20 protein-coding genes are annotated in these 19,660 nt (G+C 66.7%); 7 read left to right on the plus strand and 13 right to left on the minus strand.

Features of this window, described 5'->3' with window-relative positions:
* The first annotated feature begins 18 nt into the window (after window positions 1–18).
* Window positions 19–1,020 carry an alpha/beta hydrolase gene (locus tag AC1DOQ_RS16035; protein ID WP_477366089.1) on the plus strand — a complete coding sequence of 334 codons (1,002 nt, stop codon included), beginning with the start codon at window positions 19–21 and terminating at the stop codon, window positions 1,018–1,020.
* A 6-nt stretch (window positions 1,021–1,026) separates the two neighbouring features.
* Here the strand turns inward: AC1DOQ_RS16035 and infA (AC1DOQ_RS16040) are convergent, their stop codons facing one another.
* The 8 genes from infA (AC1DOQ_RS16040) to AC1DOQ_RS16075 all read right to left on the minus strand — a co-directional run bounded on the left by infA (AC1DOQ_RS16040) (window position 1,027) and on the right by AC1DOQ_RS16075 (window position 10,043).
* Entirely contained in the window at window positions 1,027–1,287 is a 261-nt protein-coding gene (gene infA / locus AC1DOQ_RS16040; RefSeq protein WP_477366092.1) for a translation initiation factor IF-1, read from the minus strand.
* Window positions 1,288–1,496: 209 nt separating this feature from the next.
* On the minus strand, window positions 1,497–1,763 hold the full coding sequence (infA, locus tag AC1DOQ_RS16045) for a translation initiation factor IF-1 (protein WP_441934486.1): 267 nt from the start codon (window positions 1,761–1,763) through the stop codon (window positions 1,497–1,499).
* Window positions 1,764–2,080: 317 nt separating this feature from the next.
* Complete coding sequence (locus AC1DOQ_RS16050; protein WP_477366095.1) at window positions 2,081–2,620, minus strand: DNA-deoxyinosine glycosylase; 540 nt, start codon at window positions 2,618–2,620, stop codon at window positions 2,081–2,083.
* A 126-nt stretch (window positions 2,621–2,746) separates the two neighbouring features.
* Window positions 2,747–4,399, minus strand: coding sequence for an efflux transporter outer membrane subunit (locus AC1DOQ_RS16055; protein WP_477366098.1), 1,653 nt, complete (start codon window positions 4,397–4,399; stop codon window positions 2,747–2,749).
* Window positions 4,396–7,590 carry an efflux RND transporter permease subunit gene (locus AC1DOQ_RS16060; RefSeq protein ID WP_477366101.1) on the minus strand — a complete coding sequence of 1,065 codons (3,195 nt, stop codon included), beginning with the start codon at window positions 7,588–7,590 and terminating at the stop codon, window positions 4,396–4,398. Before AC1DOQ_RS16060 ends, AC1DOQ_RS16055 begins: the two co-directional genes overlap by 4 nt.
* A gap of 12 nt (window positions 7,591–7,602) precedes the next feature.
* Window positions 7,603–8,808 carry an efflux RND transporter periplasmic adaptor subunit gene (locus tag AC1DOQ_RS16065; protein WP_477366104.1) on the minus strand — a complete coding sequence of 402 codons (1,206 nt, stop codon included), beginning with the start codon at window positions 8,806–8,808 and terminating at the stop codon, window positions 7,603–7,605.
* Between the two features lie 198 nt (window positions 8,809–9,006).
* The gene (locus AC1DOQ_RS16070) at window positions 9,007–9,873 is read right to left on the minus strand and encodes an alpha/beta hydrolase (protein WP_477366107.1); all 867 of its coding nucleotides are present in this window, start codon (window positions 9,871–9,873) and stop codon (window positions 9,007–9,009) included.
* Complete coding sequence (locus tag AC1DOQ_RS16075) at window positions 9,870–10,043, minus strand: hypothetical protein (RefSeq protein WP_477366110.1); 174 nt, start codon at window positions 10,041–10,043, stop codon at window positions 9,870–9,872. Before AC1DOQ_RS16075 ends, AC1DOQ_RS16070 begins: the two co-directional genes overlap by 4 nt.
* Before the next feature lie 122 nt (window positions 10,044–10,165).
* Here AC1DOQ_RS16075 and AC1DOQ_RS16080 point away from each other — a divergent pair, with 122 nt between their 5' ends.
* From AC1DOQ_RS16080 to AC1DOQ_RS16105, 6 genes are all read left to right on the plus strand, one after another.
* A complete protein-coding gene (locus AC1DOQ_RS16080; RefSeq protein WP_477366113.1) occupies window positions 10,166–11,134 on the plus strand; it encodes a LysR family transcriptional regulator in 969 nt (322 codons plus the stop codon).
* A 52-nt stretch (window positions 11,135–11,186) separates the two neighbouring features.
* On the plus strand, window positions 11,187–11,621 hold the full coding sequence (locus AC1DOQ_RS16085; RefSeq protein ID WP_477366116.1) for an Mpo1 family 2-hydroxy fatty acid dioxygenase: 435 nt from the start codon (window positions 11,187–11,189) through the stop codon (window positions 11,619–11,621).
* 53 nt (window positions 11,622–11,674) lie between these two features.
* Complete coding sequence (locus tag AC1DOQ_RS16090) at window positions 11,675–12,136, plus strand: outer membrane lipoprotein (protein WP_477366119.1); 462 nt, start codon at window positions 11,675–11,677, stop codon at window positions 12,134–12,136.
* Between the two features lie 67 nt (window positions 12,137–12,203).
* Window positions 12,204–13,151 (plus strand): DMT family transporter, encoded by a 948-nt coding sequence (locus tag AC1DOQ_RS16095; protein ID WP_477366122.1) that lies wholly within the window; start codon window positions 12,204–12,206, stop codon window positions 13,149–13,151.
* Window positions 13,148–13,642, plus strand: coding sequence for an N-acetyltransferase family protein (locus tag AC1DOQ_RS16100; RefSeq protein WP_477366125.1), 495 nt, complete (start codon window positions 13,148–13,150; stop codon window positions 13,640–13,642). The genes AC1DOQ_RS16095 and AC1DOQ_RS16100 overlap by 4 nt, the downstream gene beginning before the upstream one ends.
* 285 nt (window positions 13,643–13,927) lie before the next feature.
* Window positions 13,928–14,107 carry a hypothetical protein gene (locus AC1DOQ_RS16105; RefSeq protein ID WP_477366128.1) on the plus strand — a complete coding sequence of 60 codons (180 nt, stop codon included), beginning with the start codon at window positions 13,928–13,930 and terminating at the stop codon, window positions 14,105–14,107.
* Here the strand turns inward: AC1DOQ_RS16105 and AC1DOQ_RS16110 are convergent.
* The 5 genes from AC1DOQ_RS16110 to hutG are packed head-to-tail and all read right to left on the minus strand — an operon-like array spanning window position 14,102 to window position 19,645.
* The gene (locus tag AC1DOQ_RS16110) at window positions 14,102–15,601 is read right to left on the minus strand and encodes a glycine betaine ABC transporter substrate-binding protein (RefSeq protein WP_477366131.1); all 1,500 of its coding nucleotides are present in this window, start codon (window positions 15,599–15,601) and stop codon (window positions 14,102–14,104) included. The genes AC1DOQ_RS16105 and AC1DOQ_RS16110 overlap by 6 nt on opposite strands.
* A gap of 58 nt (window positions 15,602–15,659) precedes the next feature.
* Complete coding sequence (gene hutI, locus AC1DOQ_RS16115) at window positions 15,660–16,892, minus strand: imidazolonepropionase (protein ID WP_477366134.1); 1,233 nt, start codon at window positions 16,890–16,892, stop codon at window positions 15,660–15,662.
* Window positions 16,876–17,493 (minus strand): HutD/Ves family protein, encoded by a 618-nt coding sequence (locus AC1DOQ_RS16120; RefSeq protein ID WP_477366137.1) that lies wholly within the window; start codon window positions 17,491–17,493, stop codon window positions 16,876–16,878. The genes hutI and AC1DOQ_RS16120 overlap by 17 nt, the downstream gene beginning before the upstream one ends.
* Window positions 17,490–18,860, minus strand: a complete 1,371-nt coding sequence (locus AC1DOQ_RS16125) for a formimidoylglutamate deiminase (RefSeq protein ID WP_477366140.1) — start codon at window positions 18,858–18,860, stop codon at window positions 17,490–17,492. The genes AC1DOQ_RS16120 and AC1DOQ_RS16125 overlap by 4 nt, the downstream gene beginning before the upstream one ends.
* Window positions 18,857–19,645 (minus strand): N-formylglutamate deformylase, encoded by a 789-nt coding sequence (hutG, locus tag AC1DOQ_RS16130; RefSeq protein ID WP_477366143.1) that lies wholly within the window; start codon window positions 19,643–19,645, stop codon window positions 18,857–18,859. Before hutG ends, AC1DOQ_RS16125 begins: the two co-directional genes overlap by 4 nt.
* Between the last annotated feature and the right edge of the window lie 15 nt (window positions 19,646–19,660).

Below are 19,660 nucleotides of genomic sequence, written 5' to 3' on the forward strand. Positions count from 1 at the left end.
TCACACAAGGAGATCTGTTTGCCCAGCCGTCTCGTCATCGAATCCTTCCACAGCCCCATCCTGGCCGGCAATCCCCTCGGAGACCCGGCCCGGCGCGACATCCCGGTCTACCTGCCGCCCGGTTACGACGAGGAGCATGCACGCCGCTACCCCGTCGTCTACCTGCTGGCAGGTTTCAACGGCCGCGGCACGACCTTCCTGAACGATACGGTATGGGACGAGAACATCGTCCAGCGCCTGGACCGGCTGATCGGCAGCGGGACCATGCGGCCGGCGATCGTCGTGATGCCGGACTGCCTGACCCGCCTGGGCGGCAGCCAGTACATCAACTCCAGCGCGACCGGACGCTACGAAGACCACCTGGTGCAGGAACTGGTGCCCCACATCGACCGCAGCTACCGCACGCTCGGCAGCCGCGATTGCCGCGCCGTGGTGGGCAAGAGTTCGGGAGGATATGGGGCGCTGATGCTGGCGATGCGCCATCCGGACATCTTCGGCCTGACGGCCTCGCACAGCGGCGACCTGTATTTCGAGTTGTGCTACAAGCCGGCCTTCGTCGCCTGCGCGCGCGAACTGGCACGCCTGGGCGGCATCGACCGGCTGATGCGCGACCTGCACACGATCCGCCCGCGCGACGCCGGCTACCGCGCGGCGGTCAACACGCTGGCGATGGCGTCCTGCTACTCACCGGATCCGCAAGCCCCGCACGGCTTCGTGCTGCCCTTCGATCCGCACAGCTGCGAACTCGACGAAGCGGCATGGCGCCGCTGGCTGGAATGGGATCCGGTACACCTGGTGGACGAATACCGCCGCGCGCTGGCCTCGCTGCGCCTGATCTACCTGGACGCCGGAACGAAGGACGAATTCAACCTGCAGTACGGCGCCCGCATCTTCTGCGAGAAGCTCAGGCAGCGCGGCATTCCCTTCGTGCACGAGGAATTCGACGACAGCCACCTGAACATCCCCTACCGCTTCGATGCCTCGTTCGCCGCCATCTCGCAGGCGATGTCGGGGGATTAGAGCCGATCAGTGCCGGCGCGGACGCGGCGGCGGCTTCGGCATGCCGTGCTTCTCGAGGTGACGGAAAGTGATCCGTCCCTTGTTGAGGTCATACGGCGACATCTCCAGCGTGACGCGGTCGCCGGCGATGATGCGGATGTGGTTCTTCTTCATCCTGCCGGAGGTGTACGCCACCAGCTGGTGACCATTGTCGAGGTCCACGCGGAAGCGCATTTCCGGCAGCACTTCAGTCACCTTGCCATTCATTTCGATCAGCTCTTCTTTCATCTCGTGTCCTTTGACTATGCAGCTTGTTAACGCCAATGCCCAATCCCAGGCAATGCTGACGCAGCGCCTGGGGCGGTTGACAGGGTCGAAGTCGGGAAAAGCGGCTCCGGCTGCAGTGTCGAGCCGTATGGAGATTGGGGGATGGAAGCGATATGGGGACGTTGTCCCGAAAAAAAAGGGCTGGCGCCCTTTTTACGTTTGCCGTGCTATCAGCGGCGGCCGCGGAAACTCGACCGGGCTGCCGGTGCGCCGCGCTTCTCGATATGGCGGAAGGTGATGCGGCCCTTGCTGAGGTCATACGGCGACAGTTCCAGGCTGACCTGGTCGCCGGCCAGGATACGGATGTGGTTTTTCTTCATCTTGCCCGCAGTGTAGGCGATCAGCTTGTGGCCATTTTCGCAATCCACACGAAAACGCGAGTCGGGCAAAACTTCCGAGACAACGCCATTCATTTCGATCAGTTCTTCTTTTGCCATCTGCATACTCCAGTTCGGTAGGATGGTGAAAAAAAAGCCCGCTCACTGCGGGCTTCGTTTCAATGTAACGCCAATGCCTTAATCGCCGCTCCAGCCCCTGCTATCTGCAAGGTGCGGAGCCCGGACGCCCAGGCTATCTGCCAGGTGCACCCATCGTGTAAACCGACCAACGTATGTGGAATGACATCCCCATCCGGCTTGCTCGCGCGCAGCATTACACATATTGCGCCGCGTGCCTTTCGCGGGGAACGGCAGGACCATCAAGACCTGACCGATAACGTAGTGTAGCACGGTTCCTTTTGCACCGCACAAATACCTCAGAACAGCTGGGCGGTGGCGCCCACATCCAGGCTGGCGTCGACCAGCCTGCGCCACACGGCCAGCTTCTGCTCGAAGCTCATCGCCATGTGCGCCGGCGACGACGACGGCAGCACCACGGTGCGATAGCCGGCCTGTTCGAACTGCGGCGCGAATTTACCGGATGCCTGGCCGTTGAAGCCCACCGTTTCCAGCGCCGGACACAGATGCCGCAGCCGGTCGAAATCGTTGGCGGCCGGCTTGCGGATCGCGGAATCGAGACTGCCTTCGCGCTCGCAGGCGGCCAGCACGTCCCACAGGCCGAAGCGGTGGGCCAGCAGGCGCGGCAGGCGTTCGTCGTAGGGGAGGCTGTAGAGGTCTTCATCGACCAGGGCGCCGACCAGTTTCCAGAACTGGTTGCGCGGGTGGGCGTAGTACTGCTGGGCGGCCAATGAGGCGGCGCCGGGGAAGCTGCCCAGGATCAGGATGCGCGTATCGGACGCGATGACGGGGGCGAGGCCGGTCAGGAGGGAGGTGGGTTCCGGGTCGAAGTTCGGCATGCCCGAATTGTAGCGGGCGAGTCAGGACAGCGGCGCAAGCACCGTCGGCGAGAAAAACAAAAAAACGGCGGCACGCTCGTACGTACCGCCGCAAAGGGCATCCCAAAACACCCCCCTCACCTCACATCATTTGCTGGCCAGCGCCACGTTGGCTGCCGGCGCCGGAGCCGGCGCAGCATCCCAGCCGCCGCCCAGCGCCCGGATCAGCGCCACCGTGGTGACCGCCCGGTCGCCGCGCAGTTGCACGGCGGTGCGCTCCACGGACGCCAGGTTGCGCTGCGCATCCAGCAGCTCCAGATAGCTCGAGCGGCCGGCGTCGTAGAGTTTCTGCGCCAGGTCGGCCGAGCGGCGTGCCGACACCACGGCCGCGTCGACTTCGGCGCCCTGCCCCGCCAGCACGCGCAGGCCGGCCAGGTTGTCCTCGACTTCGGCAAAGGCCACCAGCACGCTCTGGCGGTAGGCGCCCACCGCCTCTTCCAGCGCGGCCTCGCTGCGCACCACGTTGCTGCGGTTACGGCCGCCGTCGATCAGCGGCATCGACAGCGCCGCGCCCAGCAGCCAGGAACGGCTGCTCCACTTGAAGACGTCGGCAAAGGTACCGGCCACGCCACCGCCGTCGGCGCCGATGCTCAGCGCCGGGAACATCGCGCTCCTGGCCACGCCGATGCGGGCGTTAGCCGCTTCCATCGTGCGCTGGGCGCTGGCGATGTCGGGGCGGCGCTCCAGCAGGCTCGAGGGCAGGCCGGCCGGGATCAGCGGCAGGCTGGCGTTCGCTTCCAGCGGGTCGCTGGCGGCGCCGAAGTTCGAGGCCGGCTGGCCCAGCAGCACCGCCAATGCGTGTTCCGCGGTGGCGCGCCGGCGCTGCAGGCCGATCGCCTCGGCGCGTGCGGTCGACAGTTCCGTCTTCGCCCGCGACAGGTCGAATTCGCCGATATCTCCCAGTTCGAAGCGGCGGCCGGTCACGCGCACGCTTTCTTCGCGCAGGCGCACGGTCTGGTTCACGGTCGCGATTTCCGCGTCCAGGGCGCGCAGCCGGAAGTAAGTCTGGGCGACGTCGGCCTGCAGCGACAGCAGCACCGAGCGATAGGTCGCCTCGACGGCACCCGCATCGCCGCGTGCCGCCGCCACATTGCTGGACACGCGGCCGAACAGGTCGACCTCGTAGCTGGCGCTCAGGTTCGCCTTGTAGCTGGTCGCCGGCGACATGCGGGTGCCCGGCGCCAGGCCGGCTTCCAGCGGCGACTGCTGCCCGCGCTGGGCGCCGACGCCCACGCCGATCTGCGGAATGCGGTCGGCTTCGGCGATGCCGGCGATGGCCCTCGCCTGCTTCACGCGCGCCGCCGCCACCGACAGGTTCTGGTTGCTGGCCGTGGCCTGGGCGATCAGGCCGTCGAGCCTGGCGTCATTGAAGGCCTTCCACCATTCGCCGCGCGGCTGGCTTTCCGCCGGCTGCGCGGTCTTCCAGGTGGTGCCGTCGGCGGCGCTGCGCACCACCTCGGGCGATGCCGAAGGCGTAGCCACTTGCGATTCCTTGAACGCCGCCGGGGTCGACACGGCAGGCTGGTGGAAGGCAGGGGCCGCGCAGGCGCTCAGCAGCAGGGCCGCCAGCACGGTGGCGAAGCGCGGCGCGAACTTGGCGACGGTCTTCACCACCGGCTGCGCCACCGAGCGGCCCTTCGGCCGCGCCAGGGCTTCGTCGAGGGCCGCGTCTCTATCCGCCTTCCAGGCCTGTTCGGCCTGAGGCGTCGGGGAAACCGGATTGATGGTCATGACACTCATTTCATTGCTCCTTCGAGTTCGGGGGCGTGCGGCTCGATATGCTCGAGGCGATGCGAGGGCTTGCCGAAGCGCGCCGCCAGGGTGCGCAGCAGGACGTAGAACACCGGCGTCAGGAACAGGCCGAAGAAGGTCACGCCCAGCATGCCGGCGAACACCGCCACACCCATTGCATGGCGCATCTCGGCGCCGGCGCCGTGCGAGAACACCAGCGGCACCACGCCCATGATGAAAGCGATCGAGGTCATCAGGATCGGACGCAGGCGCAGGCGGCAGGCCTCCAGCGCGGCGGCGACGATGCTGCGGCCGTGGTGTTCCAGCTCGACCGCGAACTCGACGATCAGGATCGCGTTCTTCGACGCCAGGCCGACCAGCACGAACAGGGCGATCTGGGTGAACACATTGTTGTCGCCACCGGTCAGCTTCACGCCGATCAGCGCGCACAGGATCGACATCGGCACGATCAAAATGACTGCCAGCGGCAAGGTCCAGCTTTCGTACTGCGCGGCCAGCACCAGGAACACCAGCAGCACGCACAGCGGGAACACGTAGATCATGGTGTTACCGGCCAGGATGTCCTGGTAGGTCAGGTCGGTCCACTCATACGCGATCCCCTTCGGCAGCACTTCACGTGCGATCTCTTCCATCGCGGCCTGGGCCTGGCCCGAGGACACGCCCGGGGCCGGGCCGCCGTTCATTTCGGCGGCGACGTAGTTGTTGTAGCGCTGGACGCGGTCCGGGCCGTAGGTGTCCTTGATCTTCATGATCGAGGACAGCGGAATCATCTCGCCGGTGCCCGAGCGGACCTTCAGCTGCGCGATCTGCTCGCGCTGCGAACGGAAGGGCGCATCGGCCTGCACGCGCACCTGGTAGGTGCGGCCGAACTGGTTGAAGTCGTTCACGTACAGCGAGCCGAGGTTGATCTGCAAGGTCTGGTTGATCTCGGCCAGCGACACGCCCAGCTGCTTGGCTTTCACGCGGTCGACGTCGGCGAACAGCTGCGGCACGTTGATCTGGTAACCCGAGAACACACCGGCCAGGCGCTTGTCGGCCGCGGCCTTGGCCATGAAGGCCTGCACCGCCTTGTTCAGCTCATCGTAGCCGAGGTTGCCGCGGTCTTCGATCATCATCTTGAAGCCGCCCGTGGTGCCCAGGCCGTTCACCGGCGGCGGCGGCAGGACCATCACGAAGGCATCCTCGATGGCACCCATGCGCTTGTTGATCTCGGCCGCGATGGCTTCGGCGCTCTGCGCCTTGCCCTTGCGCTCATCGAAGGGCTTCAGGGTGGTGAACACGATGCCGGCGTTCGGCGCATTCGTGAAGCCGTTGATCGACAGGCCAGGGAAGGCAACCGAGGATTCCACGCCGGGAATCTGCTTGGCCACATCCGACATCTTGCGGATCACGGCGTCGGTGCGGTCCAGCGAGGCGGCGTCCGGCAGCTGGGCGAAACCGATCAGGTAAGCCTTGTCCTGCGCCGGCACGAAGCCCGGCGGCACCGCCTTGAACATGAAAATACCGGCGATGGCCAACAGTGCATACACGCCCAGGGAGGCGCTCTTGCGCTTCAGGACACCCTTCACGCCGCCTTCATAGGCGTGCGAGGAGCGGTGGAAGAAGCGGTTGAAGCCACGGAAGAAGCGGCCGAACACCAGGTCCATGCCGCGCGTCAGCGCATCCTTCTTGGCGCCGTGCGGCTGCAGCAGCACCGCGGACAAAGCCGGGGCCAGGGTCAGCGACAGGAAGGCCGAGATCACGGTCGAAATCGCGATGGTCAGGGCGAACTGGCGGTAGAACTGGCCGGTCAGGCCGGACACGAAGGCGATCGGCACGAACACGGCGCACAGCACCAGGGCGATCGCAATGATCGGACCGGACACCTCTTTCATCGCCTGCACGGTGGCGTCATGCGGATTCAGGCCGTTCTCGATATTCCGCTCGACGTTCTCCACCACCACGATCGCATCGTCGACCACGATACCGATCGCCAGCACCAGCCCGAACAGCGACAGCGTATTGATCGAGAAGCCGAAGGCCAGCATCACGGCAAAGGTACCGACCACCGACACCGGCACCGCCAGCAGCGGGATGACGGACGCGCGCCAGGTCTGCAGGAACACGATCACGACCAGAGCCACCAGCACCACCGCTTCGATCAGGGTGTGGACGACCGAGTCGATCGACTCGCGCACAAACTGGGTCGGGTCGTAGACGATGCTGTAGGTCATACCCTGCGGGAAGTCCTTCGACAGTTCTTCCATCTTGTTGCGCACGTCCGTCGACAGCTGCAGCGCGTTGGCGGTCGGGGACTGGAAGATCGGGATCGCCACCGCCGACTTGTTGTCGAGCAGCGAGCGCAGGGCGTAGGAGTTCGAGCCCATTTCCAGGCGCGCGACGTCCTTCAGCAGGGTGGTGGCGCCATCCTGGCTGGTCTTGACGACGATATTGCCGAACTCCTCTTCCGACTGCAGGCGGCCCTGGGTGTTCACGGTCAGCTGGAAGTCGGCGCCCTTCGACGGGCCCTGGCCGACCACGCCGGCGGCGACCTGCACGTTCTGCTCGCGGATCGCGCCCACGACGTCGCCGGCGGTCAGGCCTCTGGCCGCGACCTTCTGCGGGTCGAGCCAGACGCGCATCGCGTAGTCGCCCGAACCGAAGAGCTGGACGTCGCCCATGCCCTTGATGCGGGCCAGCTGGTCCTTGACGTTCAGGGTCGCATAGTTACGCAGGTAGAGGTCGTCGTAACGGCCGTCCGGCGAATTCAGGTGGACCACCATCGTGATGTTGGGCGAGCTCTTGACGGTGGTGACGCCGATCTGGCGCACCTCTTCCGGCAGGCGCGGCAGCGCGCGCTGGACGCGGTTCTGCACGGCCGTCTCGGCCTGCTCGACGTTGGTGCCGATCTTGAAGGTCACGGTCAGCTGCAGCGCGCCGTCCGAGGTGTTCTGCGAGGTCATGTAGAGCATGTCCTCGACGCCGTTGATCTCCTGTTCGATCGGGGTGGCGACGGTTTCCGCGATCACCTTCGGGTTCGCGCCCGGATACTGGGCGCGCACCACCACGGACGGCGGCACCACTTCCGGATATTCGGAGATCGGCAGCTGGAAGATCGAGATGAGGCCGGCCACGAAGACGATGACCGACAACACCGCCGCGAAGATCGGCTTGTCGACGAAAAAGCGTGAGATGTTCATGTTATTGATTCCTTATTTTGCATCCGCCATGGCCAGCTGCGCGGACTTGTCCTTGCCCACGCTGGTGGTGGCGACCATCGGCACGGTCTGCGCAGTGATCGGCGAACCCGGACGCACGCGCTGCAGGCCGTTGACGACGATTTTTTCGCCCGGCTTCAGGCCAGCCTTCACCACGCGCAGGCCCTCGACCACCGGGCCCAGTTTCACTTCGCGGTACTCGGCCTTGCCGTCCTTGTCGACCACGAACACGAACTTGTGGCTCTGGTCGGTGCCGACCGCGCGGTCGCTGATCAGGAGGGCCGGCTTCTCGCTGCCGCCGCCGATCTGCACGCGGGCGAACAGGCCGGGCGCCATCACGTCGTCCTTGTTGGCGAAGGTGGCGCGCATGCGCACGCTGCCGGCGCGGGTGTCGAGCTGGTTGTCGACGAATTCCAGCTTGCCCTCGTGCGGGAAGCCTTCCTCGTTGGCCAGGCCGACGCGCACCGTGACCGGCTGGCCGCTGTGGGCCTGCGAACGTACGCGCAGATAGGTGTCTTCGTCGCCGTCGAAGCTGGCGTAGATGCGGTCGGTCGAGACCACCGAAGTCAGCACGCTGGAAGCGTCGACCAGGTTGCCGAGGGTGATCTCGGCCTTCGACACGCGGCCGTCGATCGGCGCGACCACGCGGGTATAGTTCAGGTTCAGCTTCGCGGTTTCGTACTGGGCCTGCGCGGCGCGCGCATTCGCTTCCAGTTCCTTCTGCGCGGACGCGCTGGCGTCGTATTCGCGCTGGGCGATGGCCTTGTCGCCCAGCAGGCGCTCGGCGCGGGTCAGTTCCAGCTTCGCCAGCTCGGCCTTGGCGCGCGCCGACCTGGCGGCGGCGTCGGCGCGTTCGGCTTCGGCCTGGAAGGGACGCGGGTCGATCACGAACAGCACATCACCCTTCTTGACCACGGCGCCGGGCTTGAAGTTGACGGCGGTGATGAAGCCGGACACGCGCGGACGGATCTCGACGTGTTCGACGGCTTCCAGGCGGCCCGAGAATTCCTGGGTGTCGGCGACCGGCTTCTCGACCACGACGGCGGCGGACACCGGCGGACCGGCTTGTGCCTGGGTCTGGGCTTCGGCCGCCTTGCCGGTCGCATCCGAGCAGCCGGCGATCAGGACAGCGACGCCGGCGGCGCCGAGTGCCAGGACGACGGGTCGTACCGCGCTACGTAATTGATGAATTGCTTTCATGAGTGAGCCCTCCGATCTTGATGACTTATTAATAATTAGGCGAAAGCGGTCCCTTCCGGTCTCGCATGCGGGATGCGGACAGAAACGCAGGAAAAGACAGGTCTCCCGTGCCTGCGGACAGGCACGTTGTTGTGGTTTTGGGTGCGGTCAAGCGTTACCGGCTAGACGTTCCAGCCGGGCGATCCGTGACAGATCAGGTCATTTGCCGGGCGGTGCGTTGTCGGATTCGAGCCCGGCGATGAAGTTGGCGATTTCGTGCAGGGCATGGCCCGTACACGCACATTCGTTGCGGGCGTTCGGCTCCTCGATGCGGGCCGGCGCCATGCGCCGCACCGTGGTCCTCACGCCTGCGTTGATCAGCTTGGCGCCATAGGCTTCGGCCTCGTCGCGCAGCGGGTCGTCGTCGGCCGACAGGATCAGTGCCGGCGCCAGGTTCTTCAGGCGGCTCGACTGCAGCGGCGACGCATAAGGGTGGCCGCGGTCGGCCGCGTGCGGCAGGTAGCCGCGGTAGGCGGCGGCGCATTCGTCGAACACCCGGGCCTTGTCGGGGCAGGTCGGCATCTCGCGCATCGAGCAGGTCGACAGGCCGGGATCGAGCATCGGCATGATCAGGATCTGGCCGGCGAGAAGCGGGCCGCCGCGGTCGCGCGACATCATCGCCGCCACCGCCGCCAGGTTGCCGCCGGCCTCGATGCCGGCCACGATCAGGCGCTTGCCGGTCCAGCCGAGCTTGGTCTTGTTCTTCTTGGCCCAGTTGACGATCGCATGCGCATCCTCGGCGGCCGCCGGGAAGGGTTTGACCGGCGCCAGCGTATAGGTCGAGGACAGCACCACCGGATAACCGCTCGCGTCTGCGAGACGGCGCAGGAAGCTGTCCGACTCGTCCAGGTCGCCCTCGACGAAACCGCCGCCATGGAAGAACACGATCAGGATGTCGCGCTTGCCGTCCACCGCCGCGCGGTACAGGCGGCCCGCCAGCGGGCCTTCGAAGCCGGCGAGCTCGAGTTCGCGCACCACCAGTTCGTGATGGTCGAGCTGCTCATTGTTCAGAACCGCGGCATTCATGGCTGTGTTCCTTCTTGCACCTTGTTGGCGGACATCGAATGGAACAGGGCCTGGTAACCGGCGGCTTCGCCCGCGGCGGCGTTCGCGTAGACGTCCGTGCCGACCAGTCCCGCCATCAGCGTCACGCTGAGCGCGAGCGCCAGACTTGCAAAGATTCCATCGCGTTTCATGACCTGCTTCCCTTCGTTAAGTGGCACATTTATCAGTGACCGTGCCGACACTATAGACATGAACTAGAATCTGATAAATACCGCAAACCCGAATCCATTATTCAGATCCCTGAACAATCGAAATGAACAACAAGCTGCAAGCCATGGAAGTCTTCGTGCAGGTGGTGGACGCCGGCAGCTTCACGCGCGCGGCCGAAACGCTGCAAATGCCCAAGGCCACCGTGTCGACCCTGGTGCAATCGCTGGAAGCCTCGCTGTCGGCCAAGCTGCTGCACCGGACCACGCGCCTGGTGACCGTGACCACCGATGGCGCCGCCTATTACGAACGCTGCGTGCGCATCCTGTCCGACGTGCGCGATGCCGAGGAATCGTTGTCGCGCACGCGGCTGTCGCCCAGCGGACGCCTGCGCGTGGACGTGCCCACCGGCCTGGCCAGCGAGATCCTGATCCCCGCCCTGCCCGGCTTTTTCGAGCGCTATCCGGACATCATGATGGAACTGGGCAGCACCGACCGCCCGGTCGACCTGATCGAGGAAGGCGTCGACTGCGCGATCCGCGGCGGCGAGCTGGGCGACGACAGGCTGATCGCGCGCCGGGTCGGCATCATCAACTTCCTGACCGCCGCCTCGCCCGCCTACCTGGAACGTTACGGCATGCCCCGGCACCCGCTCGACCTCGAGCGCCACCGCTGCGTGAACTATTTCTCGGCCAAGACCGGCAAGACCTATGACTGGGATTTCCGGCGCGGCGAGGAACGCATCGACATCCCGATGCGCGGCGTGATCGCGCTGAACGATTCGAACGCCTACGTGCAGGCGGGCCTGGCCGGCCTGGGCGTGATCCAGATGACGGATTACCTGGTGACCCAGCACGTGGCCGCCGGGCGCATGGTCCAGCTGCTGCCCGACTGGACCAGCGAGCCGCTGCCGGTGCACATCGTCTATCCGCAGAACCGCCACCTGTCGGCCAAGGTGCGGGTCTTCGTCGAATGGGTGTCGGACCTGTTCGCGAACCACCCGTACATGCACTTGCGCGCGGTGCCGCGGCCGCAGGCGGCGCCGGCGCCGGTGTCAATAGAGGCCACAGCCTAAAATGCGGCGCTAGAATCGGCAACATGACAAGTCACATGACGAGGAGACACCGATGCAGCCGCGCACCATCGACACCCTGCTGGAGCAGTACAGCGACAGCCACCGCAACCCGACCAATGAGCTGATCCATTTCGTGTGCGTGCCGGTGATCGTGTTCACGCTGCTGGGCATCCTGTGGAGCATCCACCCGGCCGTCGCGGTGGCGGCCTGCCTGGCCTCGCTGGTGTATTACTTCAAACTGTCGCGTCCCTTCGCCTTCGGCATGCTGCTGATGAGCGCCATGATGCTGGGCGTGCTGGCCCTGATGCCGCCGATGACGGTGCTGCCGCTGTCGATCGCGATCTTCGTGGTCGCCTGGATCGGCCAGTTCATCGGCCACAAGATCGAAGGCAAGAAGCCTTCCTTCTTCGACGACCTGCGCTTCCTGCTCATCGGGCCGCTGTTCGTGCTGGGCTTCCTGTATCGGCGTTTGAATCTGGCGTATTAAAAGAGTAGGCTGGACCGGTCGCTGCAGCCGCAGCGCCGCATGAGGAGCCCATCATGAAATCCGCCGCCATTCCCCTTTCCGTCGCCCTGGCCGGCGCCGGCCTGCTGGCCGGCTGCGCCACACCGCCCGAGTCGGGCAGCGTGTACAACAGCTACCAGACCATGAACGAACAGGTGATCCGCATGGGCACCGTCGAGTCGATCCGCAACGTCACCATCGCCAGCCCGGAATCCGGGGTCGGCACCATGTCCGGCGCCGCGCTGGGCGGGCTGGGCGGCTCCCAGATCGGCGGCGGCAAGGGCTCGATCGCGACCGGCATCATCGGCGCCGTGGCCGGCGGCCTGGTCGGCCAGCAGGTCGAGCGCAATGCCGGCAACCGCGCCGGCTTCGAGATCACGGTCCGCCTCGACAGCGGAGAGTTGCGCGCCATCACCCAGCCGGCCGATGAAATGTTCCGCCCTGGGGAACGGGTGCGTCTGCTGAGCAACGGTTATACGACCCGCGTGACGCACTGACGACGAATTCGACGAGCAAACCCAGCTGGCGCCACAATGAACTCCGGAAAGCACGTATACTTTCCGGATGCCTTCCTACGTCCTGTTCACCATCGCTTCCCTGATCTGGGGTTCCACTTTCTGGGCCATCACCCTGCAGCTGGGAGAAATCCCGCCCGCCGTCTCGGTCGTCTACCGGTTCGCGTTAGCGTCGGGGGCGCTGTTCGCCTGGTGCCTGGCGCGCGGCGACAAGCTCTGGTTGCCCTGGCGCACGCAAAAGTGGACCTTGCTGCAAGGTTTCCTGACCTTCGGCCTCTCGTATGTATGCACTTACAACTCCGAACAGTACGTGGTCTCGGCCCTGGTGGCGGTGCTGTTCGCACTGATGGTGTTCTGGACGCCGCTGCTGTCGCGCTTCGTGTTCGGCACGGCGATCCCGCGCAAGACCTGGACTGCCGGGGTCGGTGCGATCGCCGGCGTCACCCTGCTGTTCTGGCACTCGATCCAGGGCGCCCTGCACGACTTGCACCAGGGCGGCCAGGGCCATTTCCTGCTCGGCCTGGGGCTCGGCATCTGCGCGTCGATCGCCAGCGCGGCCGGCAGCATCGTGGTCGGCAAGGTGCGCGAACAGTCGAGCAACCTGATCCTGACCACCGGCTGGTCGATGTTCTGGGGTACCTGCATGGTCGCGCTGTGGTGCGTGGCCAGCGGCCAGCAATTCATCCTGCCGCACACGACGCCTTACGTGCTCGGCCTGCTGCACCTGGCCATCTTCGGCTCGGTGGTGGCCTTCATCTGCTACTTCACGCTGATCAACCGTATCGGCTCGGCCAAGACCGTCTACATCGGCGTGATCACGCCGGTGCTGTCGGTGCTCATGTCGATCAAGCTCGAACACTACCGTCCCGGCCCCATCGAATGGCTGGGCATGGCAGTCTGCCTGGGCAGCGTCGCCTGGGCCCTGTACACGCCTAAACGCAAGGCAGCTTCCGTCAACCTCAACGATGCGCTCGACGCACCCCTCGAAACACCATGACCGCTCAACAGTCCACTTTTGCCATCCGCCCCGCCACCCCGGCCGACGTACCCCACATCATGTCGATGATCGTCGAACTTGCCGTGTTCGAGAAACTCGAGCACATGGTGGTGGCGACCGAAGCCCTGCTGCACGAAGGCCTGTTCGGCACGAAACCGTCCTGCGAAGCGATCATCGGCGAGGCCGATGGCGAAGTGGTGACCTTCGCCCTCTTCTTCCATAACTTCTCGACCTTCCTCACCAAGAAGGGCCTGTACCTGGAAGACCTGTACGTGCGCCAGGCCCACCGCGGCCACGGCTACGGCAGCCGCATGCTCAAGCACCTGGCGCGCATCGCCGTCGAACGCGGGTGCGGCCGTTTCGAATGGTCGGTGCTGGACTGGAACACTCCGGCAATCAATTTCTACAAGTCCATGGGCGCCGAGATCCTGCCCGACTGGCGCATCTGCCGCGTGACCGGCGAGCCGCTGACGGCGCTGGCGCAGCCCTGATCAGGCATAGAAAAAACCCACGGGGCCAGTGATGGCGCCGTGGGTGAACCCAATTAGATGGGAGGGGAGACTTGAATCCAACGGTTTCAATATACGCCCCGGACAGCCCGAGCGGAATGGTCGCTTACAAATGCTTACGCCCGTAACGCGCTGTTAATCTAGCTTAACTGAGGCTTAAATACGCCTTGATGCCGGTTGACGGAACACTGCCGCGCCCGATTGAGTGATCACAAATGCAATAAGCCGCGCTGCATGACAATGTGGCCTCCAGACGAGGACACGGACATGAAACTGAGCGTCAAACCGATCACGCGGATCATCTACCGGGCCTGGCTGCGGTCCCGGCTCGACAACTACACGCGCAGCCTGCACATCATCGCGGCGCAGCGCGAGAACGACTTCCACGCCGAGCGCTTCCTGCACCGCGCGATTTCCGCTACACGTTCCAAACTACAATCCTTATAGGCGCCGGCGCGCCAGCAGGCGCTCGGCCAGCTCGAATCCGGCCTGCGTCAGCAGGGCCAGCAGCGCGGCCGGAATCGCGCCCGCCAGCAGCATGTCGTTGTCGTTCAGCGCCAGCCCGGTGGTGATGCGTTCGCCGAAGCCGCCGGCGCCGATGAAGGCGGCGATGGTCGCCGTCCCCACGCTCATCACGGCGGCGGTCTTCACGCCGGCCAGGATCACCGGCGCCGCCAGCGGCAGCTCGACCTTCAGCAGCGCCTGGCGGCGCGTCAGGCCCAGCGCCAGCGCGGCGTTGCGCAGGCCACTGGGTACCTGCAGCAGGCCGGTACAGGTATTGCGCACGATGGGCAGCAGGGCGTAGGCGCACAGGGCCACCAGCGCCGGCACCGTGCCGATGCGCCCCAGCAGCGGGATCAGGATGGCCAGCAGGGCCAGCGAAGGCACGGTCTGCAAGGTCCCCGCCACCGCCAGCACCGGCTGGCGCAGGCGCGGGGCCAGCGCCGCCAGCACGCCCAGCGGTATCCCGGCCGCACAGCCCAGCAGCACCGCGGCCAGCACCAGCATCAGGTGCTGGCGCGCCAGTTGCGCAAAGCCGTTGCCGAAGGTCTTGGCCAGCAGGCCGTCGCGCGGGGCCGGCGCCCTGGCAGATGCCAGCGGCCGGCCGTTTTCACGGGCCAGCCAGCCGCCTGCGATCGCCGCGAACGGCTTGCCTTCCAGTTCGGCCTCGGCATTCATCGCGATCATCGCATCGCCGCCGATTTTCCCTTCCAGGCCCTGCAAGGCGCGCCAGGCCTGGGGAAAGCGCTGCGGCAGGTCGAGCCGGTACAGCAGCACCGCGTCGTAGCGCGGAAAGTAATGCTTGTCGTCGTCCAGCACGCGCAGGCCGTACTGGCGGATCTTGGCGTCCGTCGAATAGATGTCGATGACGTCGACCTGGCGCTGCTTCAGGGCTTCGTAGGCGATGCCGTGGTCGATCCCGCGCGGCTGCTGCGGCAGCCCGTAGTAGCCGGCCAGCCCCGGCCAGCCGTCGGCCCGGCCCAGGAATTCGTGCGACAGCCCCAGCTTGAACGCCGGCTTCGATGCCAGTGCGGACAAGGTCGTGATGCCGGCGTCGCCGCGCGTGGCCAGCGCATAGCCGTTCGAGAAGCCCAGCGGCACACCCACGCCCAGGCCAAGCGGGCGCAGGGCGTCGCGCATGGCTTCCAGCGAAGTCGGTTTGGGATTCTTGAGGATTTCGAGGTCGATCGTGCCGAGGTATTCCGGATACACGTCGATGGCGCCGGTGCGCAGCGCATTCAGGACGATGGCGGTATTGCCCAGGCCCTGGCGATGCTCGACGCGCGTGATTGGCGCGGCCGTCTGCGCCAGGATCTCGCCCAGGATATAGGACTCGGTGAAGCGCTTGGAGCCGACCTTCAATACGCGGTCGGCCGGCTGCGCCGCCGACGCCGCACAGCAGACCATCCACACCAGCACCAGCAAGGCAAACCTGCGCATACGCCTCCATGTCGTGAAGCCGGCGGATCAGCCGCCGGTCACGCCATGATAGCCGCGATTACCTCGCCAGGCTTACCCGCGGCTCGCGCGGCACGCCGGCATTCACCACGGCCCGGCAGGGATTCGCGCCGATGGCATAGGCCAGGTCGGCCGGGCGGGCGATGTCCCACAGCGCGAAGTCGGCGCGCTTGCCCGGCTCGAGCGTCCCGATGTCGCCGCGGCCCAGCGCGCGCGCCGCGTTGGCGGTCACGCCCAGCAGGGCTTCCAGCGGCGTCATGCGCCATAGGGTGCAGGCCATGTTCATCGCCAGCAGCAGCGAGGTCATGGGCGAGGTGCCCGGATTGCAGTCGGTCGCCACCGCCAGCGGCACGCCCGCTTCGCGCAGCAGGGCCAGCGGCGGCATCACGGTCTCGCGCAGGAAGTAGTAGGCACCGGGCAGCAGCACCGCCACCGTGCCGGCGCGCGCCATCGCCGCCGCGCCTTGCGCCGACAGGTGTTCCAGGTGGTCGGCCGAGAGGCCGCCGTATTCCGCCACCAGTGCCGCCCCGCCCTGGTCGGACAGCTGTTCGGCGTGCAGCTTGACCGGCAGCTTGAGCCGCCGCGCAGCCTCGAACACGCGCGCCGTCTGCGCATGCGAAAAGCCGATCCGTTCGCAGAAGGCGTCGACGGCATCGACCAGGCCCTCCTCCGCCAGCGCCGGCAGCATGCGCTCGCAGATCTCGTCGATGTAGTCGTCGGCGCGGCCGGCGAATTCCGGCGGCAGCGCATGCGCGCCGAGGAAGGTGGTGGCCACGTCCACCGGCAGGACGGCGCCGACCCGGCGCGCCGCGCGCAGCATCTTCGCTTCGGATGCCAGGTCGAGCCCATAGCCGGACTTGATCTCGAGCGTGGTCACGCCCTCGGCCAGCAGGGCCTCGATGCGCGCTGCGCTCTGGCGCAGCAGATCGACTTCGCTGGCGGCGCGGGTTGCGCGCACGGTCGACATGATGCCGCCGCCCTGGCGCGCGATGTCTTCGTAGCTGGCGCCGTTCAGGCGCGCTTCCCACTCGTCGCTGCGGTTGCCGGCGTGGACGATGTGGGTGTGGCAGTCGACCAGGCCGGGCGTGAGCCAGAGGCCACCGCAATCGTGCTCGCGGTCTGCCGCCGGGGCTTCACTGCGCGGTCCCACCCAGGCGATGCGGCCGTCGCGCACCGCCACCGCGCCGTCGTCGACGATGCCGTAGCCGCCGGCCATCGTGGCCAGGCGCGCGCCGACGAACAGCATGTCGGCGCGCTCACTCATAGTGGCCATCGCCTTCCTCGAGCTCTTCCTCGCCGTCGTAGTAATGGATGTCGGCGATGAAGATCACGCCCTGCCCCGCCTGCAGGGTCCAGGTCGTGCCCTGGTCGAGCAGCACGGCGTCGTAGCGCACCATGTTGATGCGCTGGTGGTCGCTGCACAGTTCGAGGCTGTCGCCCTCGGCCAGGAACAGCACGGTGACCGGTGCGCGCGCGATGAAGCGCGACTCGCCGCTCAGCTCGCGCCGGCCGAAGCGGTGGTAGCAGCGCTCGATGCGGGTCATCACATTGAAGTCGGTGCTCGGTCCGCGATTCAGCTTGGCGACCACGCGCGATTCGCCGTCGAAGGCGGCCACCGGGTCGGCCCTGGTCAGCAGCACCGGCCGCTCGTCGATCTCGAGCGTCATGCCGTGACCGTCGACCAGGGCCAGGGTGCGCTCGACACCGGGGAACTCGGAGAAGGCGCCATCCTCGGCGATCGTGGCCAGGCTGACGCGCCAGTCGAAGTCCTCGAAGCCGGCGTCCGGCGGGAAGACCGCGATCTGCGTCGTGCTGCCGCCGCCGTTCTTCCAGGGCACCGGGCTCAGGCCGGCATAGGGGATGAGCATCGTCATGACTGACTCCTTTCGCGCAGGGCGCGCACGGCCTGCGTGTAATTGCGCGCGATTGCGTCCTGGTCGACGTGGCGGCCGTCGCGTACCACCCATTGGCCGCCGGCCAGCACGTCGCGCACCAGGTTGTCGTTACCGCAGAACAGGAAGCGCCCCAGCACCTCGCCGGCATCCACGCCGTCGAGGTTCGGATGGGCGCTGTCCAGCACCAGCAGGTCGGCGCGCCGTCCCGCCTCCAGGCTGCCCACGGCGCGCCCGGCCGCGCGGGCGCCGCCGCGCAGGGCCTGCTGCCACAGGAAGCTGCCGACGTCGCGGCAGGCGCCGTCGACGGCCACGTTGCGCTGCTGGCGCACCAGGCGCTGGCCGTATTCGAGCCAGCGCAGTTCTTCGACCGGACTCTGGGACACATGGCTGTCGCTGCCGATGCCGAACACGCCGCCGGCGGCGATATAGGGCGTTAGCGGGAACAGGCCGTCGCCGAGGTTGCCCTCGGTGGTCGGGCACAGGCCGGCCACGGCGCCGCTGGCGGCCAGCGCGGCCGTCTCGCGGTCCGACAAATGGGTTGCGTGGACCAGGCACCAGCGCGCGTCGACCTCGACCTGGTTCATCAGGTAGTCGACCGGACGCGCACCCAGCGCCTCCATGCACTGTTCGACCTCGAGCTGCTGCTCGGCGATGTGGATGTGCAGCGGCCGTCCGGCCGGCATGCCCGCCACCAGCGCGCGCAGCTGGCCGGCGGAGGCGGCGCGCAGCGAGTGCGGGGCCGCGCCGACTTCGATCTGCGGGCCGCGCTCTTTTTCCAGGGCCTCGACGATGCGCAGCACCAGTTCCGGATCGGTGCGGAAGCGCCGCTGTCCGGGTTTCAAGGGCTGCTCGCCGAAGCCGGCGTAGCTGTACATCACGGGCAGCATGGTCAGGCCGATGCCGGAGCGGCGCGCGGCCTGGGCGATGCGCAGCGCGGTCTCGGCCGGATTCGCATACAGCTCGCCGTTCGGGTCGCGCTGCACGTAGTGGAATTCGCAGATCGAGGTGTAGCCATGGCGCAGGCACTCGGCGTGCAGCTGGGCGGCCACCGCCTCCATCTGTTCCGGCGTGATGCGGCCGGCAAAGCGGTACATCAGTTCGCGCCAGGTCCAGAAGCTGTCCCGGGTATCGCCCGCCTGTTCGGCCAGTCCCGCCATGGCGCGCTGGAAGGCATGGGAGTGCAGGTTGACCATCCCCGGCAGGACGTAATCGACCGCTTGGGCGCTGCATTCCGCCCCGGGCCGCACCGACGTCAGGCTGCCGGCATCGTCCCATTCCAGCAGGACGTCTTCCTGCCAGCCGCCGGGCAGCAGCGCGTGGCGCGCAAACAGCTGGTTCGCGCTCACGTTCGCACCCACTCCACGGCCGCGCCGAGCAGCTCGCGCAGCAGCGGCTGGATCTGGCCGGCCAGGTCGGGACGGTAGTCGAAGGGCGCGCTCTCGTTCATGTACAGGCACTGCGCCATCTCGAGCTGGATCGCATGCACGCCGGCGGCCGGGTTGCCGTAGAAGCGCGTGATGTGGCCGCCCTTGAAGCGGCCGTTGAAGACGAAGGAAAAGCGGTCCTGGCTGTCCACCAGCTTGATCATCGCGCCTTCCAGCTGCCGCGAGCAGGACTTGCCGTCTGCGGTGCCGAAGTTCAGGTCCGGCAGGCGGCCCTCGAAGAAGCGCGGCACTTGCGACGCAATCGAGTGCGCGTCCCACAGCACCACCCTGCCATGCTCGGCCAGCAGGCGGTCGAGTTCCGCGCGCAGCTGATTGTGGTAGGGCCGCCAGTACTGCTCCAGGCGGCGCCGCACTTCGGCCTCGTCGGGCTCCATGCCTTCGCGGTACAGGCGCTCGCGTCCGAAGGTGTCGACCGGGCACAGGCCGGTGGTGTCCTGGCCCGGGTAGAGGTTGGTGTTTTCCGGCGGGCGGTTCAGGTCGATCAGGTAGCGCGACCAGCGCGCCGACAGCACCGACGCCCCCATCTCCTGCGCGAAGCCATACAGCTCCGTCAGGTGCCAGTCGGTGTCGGCGCGCGCCGCCGCGCAAGGCGTCAGGCTTGCTACCACGTCGTCGGGAATGTCGGTGCCCACGTGGGGCATCGATACCAGCAGCGGCAGGCTGCCCGCCTTGAACCTGAAATCCATTACCCCTCCTTGTCG

Source organism: Massilia sp. 01N417, assembly GCF_056399645.1.